Raw genomic sequence first — 9,352 nt, 5'->3', positions numbered from 1 at the left:
GGACTCCCTTGTCGATCGCCAGCGCCCGTAATCGCCCGTGCGGGGGGGCACGTTGCACACCGATTCGTGCCCCGCCGTCTCGAACCCCGCCGCACCGGACGACGACGTCTCAGGGCTTTTCGCCCCGCGCTGCGCCGCGAACAGCGGGATGATCGGAGCCAGGGTCTCGTCGTCGCGCGTCATCGCTCGCTCCGCGATGCGTGCACCGGATCGATCGCGAACACCGTCGCCGCTCCTCGCCGAGGCATCAGGCCGGGCGACGCTCGGCGAGCTCGTCGGCGGGAGCGGCCACCAGGGCGCCGATGCCGAGCTTCTGCTTGATCTGCGACTCGATCGCCAGGGCGATATCGGGGTTCTTGAGGAGGAACCCGCGCGCGTTCTCCTTGCCCTGACCCAGCTGGTCGCCGTCGTAGGTGTACCACGACCCCGACTTCTTCACGATGCCGTGCTCCACGCCGAAATCGATGAGGCTCCCCTCGCGGGAGATGCCGACGCCGTAGAGGATGTCGAACTCGGCCTGCTTGAAGGGCGGCGCCATCTTGTTCTTCACGACCTTGACGCGCGTACGGTTTCCGACCGCCTCGGTGCCGTCCTTGAGCGTCTCGATGCGACGGATGTCGAGACGGACCGACGCGTAGAACTTCAGCGCCTTGCCACCGGCGGTGGTCTCGGGAGAGCCGAAGAAGACGCCGATCTTCTCACGCAGCTGGTTGATGAAGATCGCCGTGGTCTTGGTCTGGTTCAGTCCACCGGTGAGCTTGCGCAGCGCCTGCGACATGAGGCGGGCCTGCAGACCCACGTGGGAATCGCCCATCTCGCCCTCGATCTCGGCCCGCGGCACGAGAGCTGCGACGGAGTCGATGACGACGAGGTCGATCGCGCCGGAGCGGATCAGCATGTCGGCGATCTCGAGCGCCTGCTCACCCGTGTCGGGCTGCGAGACGAGGAGCTGGTCGATGTCGACGCCGAGCTTGGCGGCGTAGTCGGGGTCGAGGGCGTGCTCGGCATCAACGAAGGCGGCGATGCCCCCGGCCCGCTGCACGTTGGCGATCGCGTGCAGCGTCAGGGTCGTCTTACCCGACGACTCCGGACCGTAGATCTCGACGATGCGGCCACGCGGGAGCCCGCCGACGCCGAGGGCGACGTCGAGCGCGATGGAACCGGTGGGGATGACCTCGACGGGAGCGCGCTCGTCGCTGCCGAGGCGCATGACCGAGCCCTTTCCGAACTGGCGGTCGATCTGGGCGAGAGCCGATTCGAGGGCTTTCTCGCGGTCTGCGGTGCTGGGCATGTTCCGTTCCTTCTGCTCGCGTGATGCCGCCTGTAGGCTGTCGCGGCCCGCCCCGGCTGGGGCAAGACTCTCCGACAAGGCGTATGGCTCCGAGGCCATGTCTTCACCGTACGAGGGGCCTCCGACATCAGGGCGGAAACCTCGCGAACGGTGGAGAACTCCGGTTCAGAACCACTTGTGCAGAACGATACGCCTCATCGAACACATCTTCGATGAGGAGTGCGTTACGGCGTGTCGGAATGCAGAACACCTGCACGCCCGGCGTCACCGTCGGCGCGGCTCCAGCCTCCCGGCCCCGTGCCTGCGCTCGAGCGGGACATCGGCCTCGACGCACAGCGCCAGCCAGATATCGCGCGGCGGCACCCCGGCCTCGAGCGCTTCGGCGGCGGTACGTCCGGCCAGCTGGTTCAGCACGAGATCGCTGACCAGCGAGCTCGCGCGTGCGCCGAACTCCGCATCGACGGCGCGCAGGAACTCGCTGCGTCGCATGAAGGGAAGGCGATCAGCGCAGCGAGAGCTGCGGCTCGACCGAGGCGACGAGATCGTCGGGGACGATGTCGGGGAAGACCTGGATGCCCTCGAGCACCGAGATGCGGTCGCCGACCTCGCGCATGATCGTCGAGATGGGCACGTCGAGCGCTTCGGCCACCGAGGCCAGGATCTCGCTGGACGCCTCTTTCTGTCCGCGCTCCACCTCGCTGAGATAACCGAGGGCGACGGAAGCCTTGCTCGCGACCTGCCGAAGAGTACGCCCCTTCTGCAGGCGGAAGTCCCTCAGCACATCGCCGATCTCCTGGCGGACAAGAATCATCGGAACCTCCTCCCGTTCTTCGAGGACTCCCTCGAAGAGATGGCCAGTCTAGCCCGACCGACCTGTATGAAATCTACTGTGACATCCTGTGGCTTGAATGTGAGCACACTCGTATCAACTTTGACCCACCGCCGCCTATTCCCGCGCCGCCGCGAGCAGGAGCGCAAGCGCCGCCTGCACCGATCGCGCACGGATCTCGGCACGGTCGCCGGCGAACCGGAGAGCGCGCGTCCATTCGCCCTCCGGCGTGACGACGGCGATGTGCACGGTGCCGACGGGCTGTCCGTCCGGCGAATCGGGGCCTGCGATGCCGGTGGTGGAGACACCGGCATCCGCCGATCGCCCGTCGACCGCGACGGCGCTCCGGATGCCGACGGCCATCTGCCGGGCGACCTCGGGATGCACAGGGCCGTGCGCTGCGAGCAGCGCCTCGTCGACGCCGAGCAGGGTGTGCTTGACGGGGGTCGCGTAGGCGACCACCGCACCGAGGAGCACCGCGGACGAACCGGGCACCGAGACGAGCTCCGCCGCGACCGCGCCTCCGGTGAGCGACTCCGCGACGCCGAGCGTCCATCCGCGATCGCGCATCGCTTCGAGGACCGCGGCTGCCGCGCTCATGGCAGCCGTTTCGCTCCGCGCACCTGGGCGACGATGTAGTCGATGCCGCTGACGACCGTGAGCACGAGCACGATGATCATGAGGACCGCAGTGACCAGCGTCCACGGGCCCAGCCCGATGAACTCGTGCAGAGGAAGCAGCGCCCAGCCCAGCGCCACCCCCTGGAAGGCGGTCTTGACCTTGCCCATCCAGGCGGCGGCCACCACGTGCTCGTTCACGATCATGAACCGGTGCACGGTGATCCCCCACTCGCGCACGAGGATGATCGCGACGATCCACCACTGCACCTCGCCGAGGATCGCGAGGCCGACGAAGCCCGCACCGGTGAGGAGCTTGTCGGCGATCGGATCCCAGAGCTTGCCGAAGTCGCTGACGATGTCGTACTTGCGGGCGAGGTAGCCGTCGACCCAGTCGGTGGAGATGGCGACGACGAAGAGCACCCCGGCGATCCAGCGCACCACGAGATCGCCCGCGCCATAGGTGCCGCCGACGAGCAGCAGCACGAAGAAGACGATCGCCAGCGGGATGCGGACCACGGTGATCGCGTTGGGCAGCTGCCGTGGAATCGCCATCAGTCGCGCCCCGTCAGGCCCCAGGCGTCTTCATCGCCCTCCGCCTCGACGACTGGGAGGCCATCGAACTGCGACTCGATCGGGTCGCCGGAGCTCCCTCCCGCCTGCGAGGCCGAGGGGACGGATGCCGGTGCATCCTCCCCGCGGAGCTTGGCGAGCACCTGCGGCAGCTGCTCGGGGGTCGCGAGCACGTCGCGGGCCTTGGATCCCTCCGAGGGCCCGACGATCTCGCGCGACTCCAGCAGATCCATGAGGCGCCCGGCCTTGGCGAATCCGACGCGGAGCTTGCGCTGCAGCATCGAGGTCGAACCGAACTGCGAGGACACAATGAGCTCGGCCGCAGCGAGCAGGAGCTCGAGATCGTCGCCGATGTCCTCGTCGACCTCCTTCTTGCGGTTCGGCTCCATCGCCTCCTGCACATCGGAACGGTACTCCGGCCGCGCCTGACGGGTGACGTGCTTGACGACCGCCTCGATCTCCTTCTCGTCGACCCACGCGCCCTGCAACCGGAACGGCTTGGACGAGCCCATCGGCGAGAACAGCGCGTCGCCCTGGCCGATGAGCTTGTCGGCGCCCGGACTGTCGAGGATCACGCGACTGTCGGTGACGCTGGTGACGGCGAAGGCGAGCCGGGAGGGCACGTTGGCCTTGATGAGACCGGTGACGACGTCGACGCTGGGTCGCTGGGTCGCCAGCACGAGGTGGATGCCGGACGCCCGCGCCAACTGCGTGATGCGCACGATCGAGTCCTCGACGTCGCGCGGGGCGACCATCATGAGGTCGGCGAGCTCGTCGACGACCACGAGCAGGTACGGATAGGGCTTGAGCACGCGCTCGCTGCCCACGGGGACCTCGACCTCGCCCGCGCGCACCGCGCGGTTGAAGTCGTCGATGTGACGGAAGCCGAACGACGCGAGATCGTCGTAGCGCATGTCCATCTCCTTCACGACCCACTGCAGCGCCTCCGCGGCCTTCTTGGGGTTCGTGATGATCGGAGTGATCAGGTGCGGCACTCCCGCGTAGCTGGTGAGCTCGACCCGCTTGGGATCGATGAGCACCATGCGCACCTCGGACGGGCGGGCGCGCATGAGCAGGCTCGTGATCATCGAGTTGACGAAGCTCGACTTGCCGGACCCTGTGGAACCGGCCACGAGGAGGTGCGGCATCTTCGCGAGGTTCGCGATGACGATGTTGCCGCCGACGTCCTTGCCGACACCGATGGTCATCGGGTGGGTGCTCTTGAGGGCGGCCGGCGAACGAAGCACGTCGCCGAGGGCCACCATCTCCTTGTCGGCGTTCGGGATCTCGATGCCGATCGCGCTCTTGCCGGGGATCGGCGAGAGGATGCGGACGTCGTTAGAGGCGACGGCGTACGCGAAGTTGTTGCTGAGCTGCGTGATCTTCTCGACCTTGACGCCGTGGCCGACCTCGATCTCGTACTGCGTGACCGTCGGGCCACGCGAGAAGCCCGTGACCTTCGCGTCGACCTTGAACTGCGTGAGCACGCTGGTGAGCTGCTCAATGACCTTGTCGGTGGCCTCGGAGCGCGTGACCGGGGGCGGCCCCTCGGACAGCACGCCGGGCGAGGGCAGGATGTAGGGCGCCACCGGCGCCTGGGGGCCGCGCTCCCCCGGGCCGTCTGTACCGAAGCCGTCGAGTCCCGGCAGCTCGGGCATCTCGCCGGTGTCGGAGTCGTCGAGCAGCGCCGTGGTCTGCTGCCCCGCGAGCGCATCGGCGACGGCGCGCACGTCGGAGAGCACCTCGGTGGCCGCGTCATACGAGTTCTCGACGGTGACGGCCTGGTCGTAGGCCGGCGTCGCCGGGGCCGGGTCGAGCAGAGCCGTGACGTCGTCGGAGCCGAGCCCGCCCACGTCCGGATCCTCCTCGCGGCCGGTCTTGTTGCGCCGCCACCACGGCAGCACGTCGGGGTCATCGGCCTTGTCGGCTTCGTCGATGCCCGCATCCTTCGCCGGCCTCTCGATGCGCTCCGCATCGAACATCCAGGCGTAGAGGTCGCCCAGGCGCTGACCGATGCGGTTCGGCGGCGTCTTGGTGAGGATGAGGATGCTGAGGCCGGCCAGCAGCGCGAGCACGATGTACGCGCCGATCGGGGTCAGGTACGACAGCGGCTCGCCGATCATCCAGCCCAGGAGCCCTCCGGCGTCGCTGAGGGCAGGCATCCCCTGCCGCGGCTGCGCCCGCTCGATCGTCCCCGATGCGCCGGCATGGCCGGAGGCGGTGTGGCAGAACCCGGCCATCGCCAGCACGAACAGGCCGAAGCCGATGCCGATGCGCCCGTTGTCGTGTACCGACGACGGATGCCGGAAGAGCCATCCCGCGAGCAGCAGCAGCAGCACCGGCATGACGAAAGCGACACGGCCGACGAGAGCGCCGACGGAATAGGCGCTGATGCTCACCGCGGCCTCGTCGCCGATGAAGAACCACTCGTTCACCACCCCGGCGATCGCGAGCAGAACGAGCAGCAGCGGGAATCCGTCGCGGCGGTCGTCCTTCTCGAGCGTCTCGGGTCCGAAGGCGCGGAAGAGCCCGCCCACGCCGTGGGCGATGCCGTTCCAGGCCCGCACGGCGACGGGCGGCTTGTCGGCCTCGTCGATGTACTTCTTCGGAGCCGCCGGGGACTTCGGAGCCGCCTGCCGCGCCGCCTGCCGCTTCGGACGCGACGATGCGCTCTCCGACGCGCGCTCGGATTTCGTGGTGCTCCTGGCCATGCGTCCACGCTACGGGCGATCATCGGCATTCCCCCGTAATGACGCGGGTTTGCGCCGGATTGCGCGAGGCGTCAGAGGACGCGGACCATCGTGTCGCGCACCGGTCCGGCCGTGGTCACGATGAAGCCCTCCGACTGGTAGAGCAGCCTGGCGAAGTTGTCGTGCTCGACGCTGAGGCTGATCCGCCGATAGCCGCTCGCGGCCGCGCGGGCGGTGAGCTCCTGCAGCAGCGCGCGGCCGATGCCGCGCGCCCTCCAGACAGGGCGGATGCCGATGATCAGCTCGGGCACCGAGGTGCCCACGAAGCCGAACCCCGGCTCATCGGGCGGAAGCACGCGGTACCAGGCCGCACCGATCGGTTCGCCGGTGCCGTCGACGGCGATGATGCCGACGTCGGAGGGGCGCATCCAACCGGCAACGTACCGGCGGTGCGACGTCGAGAGGACCTCGTGGCGAGGACGTGCGGCCCCGACGCGCCAGTTGGCGGCCTCGACGAGCATGTCGCCGAGGAAGACGCCGTCGGAGGGGACGGCCGGCCGCATGTGCACAACCTCTGCCATGCCCGGATTCTAGGCGCCGCCTGTTACAGCGGGATGACACGGAACCGGGAGCGCGGCGGCTACGCCTCGATGACGAGGGGCACGATCATCGGACGGCGGCGCAGCTTCTGGTTGACCCACCGTCCGATGGTGCGGCGCACCACCTGCGACAGCGCGTGGGTGTCGCGCACGCCGTTGCCCGCGGCGTCCTTGAGGGCGGCCACGATCTTGGGTACGACGTCGTCGAACACCGCGTCGTCCTCGGCGATGCCCCTGGCGTGGATCTCGGGGCCCGAGATGATGCGTCCTGTGCCAGCATCCACCACGACGATGACGGAGACGAAGCCCTCCTCGCCGAGGATCCGACGGTCCTTCAGATCGGCATCCGTGATCTCCCCCACGGTCGACCCATCGACGTAGACGAAGCCGAGGTCGAGCTGACCGGCGATGCGGGCGGCGCCGTCCTTCAGGTCGATCACGGTGCCGTTCGAGGCGATGATCGTGCGCTCCTCGGGGATGCCGGTGTCCTGAGCGAGCTTGGCGTTCGCCATCAGGTGGCGGTATTCGCCGTGCACGGGCAGCACGTTCTTCGGCTTCAGGATGTTGTAGCAGTAGAGCAGCTCGCCGGCCGCCGCGTGGCCCGACACGTGCACGCGCGCGTTGGCCTTGTGCACGACGTTCGCGCCGAGCTTGGTGAGCCCGTCGATGACGCGGTAGACGGCGTTCTCGTTGCCGGGGATGAGGCTGGAGGCGAGGATGACGGTGTCGCCCTCGCTGATCTCGATCGCGTGATCCATGTTCGCCATGCGGCTGAGCACCGCCATCGGCTCGCCCTGGGAGCCGGTGGACATGTAGACCACCTGCTCGTCGGGCAGGTCGCGCGCCTTCTTGAAGTCGATGAGCACGCCATCGGGCACCTTGAGGTAGCCCAGCTGCTCGGCGATCGTCATGTTGCGCACCATCGAGCGTCCGAGGAACGCGACCCGGCGGCCGTGCGCATGGGCGGCGTCGATGACCTGCTGCACGCGGTGCACGTGGCTGGAGAAGCTGGCGACGATCACGCGGCGCGGCGCCTTGCCGATCACCTGGTCGAGCACCGGGCCGATCGAGCGCTCTGTGGGGGTGAACCCTGGCACGTCGGCGTTGGTCGAGTCGACGAGGAACAGGTCGACGCCCTCCTCCCCCAGGCGCGAGAACGCGCGGAGGTCGGTGATGCGTCCGTCGAGCGGCAGCTGGTCCATCTTGAAGTCGCCGGTGGCGAGGACGAGGCCGGCCGGCGTGCGGATGGCCACCGCGAGCGCGTCGGGGATCGAGTGGTTCACCGCGACGAACTCGAGGTCGAACGGACCGACCTTCTCCCGCTGACCCTCCTGCACCGTGAGGCTGAAGGCCTTGATCCGGTGCTCCTTGAGCTTCGCCTCCACCAGCGCGAGGGTGAGGCTCGAGCCGATCAGCGGGATATCGCTCTTCAGACGCAGCAGGTACGGCACGGCGCCGATGTGGTCCTCATGGCCGTGCGTGAGCACGACGCCGACGATGTCGTCGAGGCGGTCCTTGATGGGCTCGAAGTCGGGCAGGATGAGGTCGACGCCTGGCTGGTGCTCCTCCGGGAAGAGCACGCCGCAGTCGACGACGAGGATCTTGCCGTCGTACTCGAAGATGGTCATGTTGCGGCCGACCTCGCCGAGGCCGCCCAGCGGCGTGACGCGCAGGGTCCCCTCTTCTTGGGCGGCAGGATCTGCGATGGGGATGGACATGTGTCTCCTCAGTCGGACACTCCGCGTGTCCGTTCGTTCGTGGTGACGCAGCTCAGCGCGTCGTGCCGTGCACCTTGGGCAGGGCGCCGCCGGCGGCCGCGTTGCGGTCGGGGCGGAAGTTCGCGAAGTCGGCACCAGGCACATCGGCGACGAGAGCGAGCTCGTCCTCGATGAGGGCGGCCTCCCACTCCTCCGGGCCCACCAGCGGCAGGCGCACGCGGGGGCTGGAGATGCGGCCGAGACCGTGCAGGATGTACTTCGCCGCGACCGTGCCCGGCACATGGGTCATCGCCGCGCGCACGAGCGGCTCGAGGCGCTTGTGCTCGGCCGTCGCCGTGGCCAGGTCACCGCGGTTCACCGCATCGACGATCGTGCGGTAGGGGGTCGCGGTGATGTTGGCCGTCACGCCGATGAGGCCGGTGGCGCCGATGGCGAGATGCGGCAGCACGTTGGCGTCATCGCCGGAGAAGTACATGAGGTCGGTCTGGTTGAGCACACGGCTCACCTCGCTGAAGTCGCCCTTGGCGTCCTTGACCGCGAGGATGTTGGGGTGCTTGGCCAGGCGCAGGATCGTCTCGTACTTGATCGGGACACCGGTGCGACCGGGGATGTCGTAGAGGATCACCGGAAGATCGGTGGCGTCGGCCACGAGCCGGAAGTGGGTGAGGATGCCGGCCTGAGTGGGCTTGTTGTAGTACGGCGTGACGATCATGATGCCGTCGGCGCCGAGCTTCTCGCTGGCCTTGTACAGCTCGATCGCGTGCGCGGTCTCGTTCGACCCTCCGCCCGTGATGATCTTCGCGCGTCCGGCCGAGACGGACTTGCCGACCTCGACGAGCTTGAGCTTCTCCGGGTCCGTCAGGGTCGAGGTCTCACCGGTCGTGCCCGTCACGACGACGCCGTCGGCGCCTGCGGTGATGACGTCGTCGATGTGCTTCTCGACCGCAGGCCAGTCGACTTCGCCGTCGGCGGTCATCGGAGTGACCAGCGCGACGAGAACCTGTCCGAAAGGATTGCCCGAGTGCGTCATGCTTC

10 protein-coding genes are annotated in these 9,352 nt (G+C 68.4%); all 10 read right to left on the bottom strand.

Going from position 1 to position 9,352, the window contains the following annotated elements; translation table 11 throughout:
• Window positions 1–183, bottom strand: a 183-nt coding sequence (locus QM568_RS02560; protein WP_415135499.1) for a hypothetical protein, incomplete at its 3' end; no start/stop codon positions are given.
• A gap of 64 nt (window positions 184–247) precedes the next feature.
• On the bottom strand, window positions 248–1,291 hold the full coding sequence (recA, locus tag QM568_RS02555; RefSeq protein ID WP_415135497.1) for a recombinase RecA: 1,044 nt from the start codon (window positions 1,289–1,291) through the stop codon (window positions 248–250).
• Window positions 1,292–1,555: 264 nt separating this feature from the next.
• Window positions 1,556–1,780, bottom strand: coding sequence for a DUF3046 domain-containing protein (locus QM568_RS02550; RefSeq protein ID WP_415135495.1), 225 nt, complete (start codon window positions 1,778–1,780; stop codon window positions 1,556–1,558).
• Window positions 1,781–1,793: 13 nt separating this feature from the next.
• Window positions 1,794–2,102 (bottom strand): helix-turn-helix domain-containing protein, encoded by a 309-nt coding sequence (locus QM568_RS02545; RefSeq protein ID WP_415135493.1) that lies wholly within the window; start codon window positions 2,100–2,102, stop codon window positions 1,794–1,796.
• A 135-nt stretch (window positions 2,103–2,237) separates the two neighbouring features.
• A complete protein-coding gene (locus QM568_RS02540) occupies window positions 2,238–2,720 on the bottom strand; it encodes a CinA family protein (RefSeq protein ID WP_415135491.1) in 483 nt (160 codons plus the stop codon).
• Window positions 2,717–3,292, bottom strand: coding sequence for a CDP-diacylglycerol--glycerol-3-phosphate 3-phosphatidyltransferase (gene pgsA / locus QM568_RS02535; RefSeq protein ID WP_415135489.1), 576 nt, complete (start codon window positions 3,290–3,292; stop codon window positions 2,717–2,719). Before pgsA ends, QM568_RS02540 begins: the two co-directional genes overlap by 4 nt.
• Window positions 3,292–6,021 carry a DNA translocase FtsK gene (locus QM568_RS02530; RefSeq protein WP_415135487.1) on the bottom strand — a complete coding sequence of 910 codons (2,730 nt, stop codon included), beginning with the start codon at window positions 6,019–6,021 and terminating at the stop codon, window positions 3,292–3,294. The genes pgsA and QM568_RS02530 overlap by 1 nt, the downstream gene beginning before the upstream one ends.
• A gap of 71 nt (window positions 6,022–6,092) precedes the next feature.
• Window positions 6,093–6,581 carry a GNAT family N-acetyltransferase gene (locus QM568_RS02525; RefSeq protein ID WP_415135485.1) on the bottom strand — a complete coding sequence of 163 codons (489 nt, stop codon included), beginning with the start codon at window positions 6,579–6,581 and terminating at the stop codon, window positions 6,093–6,095.
• 59 nt (window positions 6,582–6,640) lie between these two features.
• Window positions 6,641–8,317, bottom strand: a complete 1,677-nt coding sequence (locus QM568_RS02520; protein WP_415135483.1) for a ribonuclease J — start codon at window positions 8,315–8,317, stop codon at window positions 6,641–6,643.
• Between the two features lie 52 nt (window positions 8,318–8,369).
• Window positions 8,370–9,347 carry a 4-hydroxy-tetrahydrodipicolinate synthase gene (gene dapA / locus QM568_RS02515; RefSeq protein ID WP_415135481.1) on the bottom strand — a complete coding sequence of 326 codons (978 nt, stop codon included), beginning with the start codon at window positions 9,345–9,347 and terminating at the stop codon, window positions 8,370–8,372.
• Between the last annotated feature and the right edge of the window lie 5 nt (window positions 9,348–9,352).

Origin of the sequence: Microbacterium sp. (assembly GCF_047607465.1) — a bacterium.
Taxonomy (GTDB): domain Bacteria; phylum Actinomycetota; class Actinomycetes; order Actinomycetales; family Microbacteriaceae; genus Microbacterium.
The sequence above is the reverse complement of the archived record's forward strand: the minus strand, read 5'-3'. Positions and strand labels throughout refer to the sequence as shown.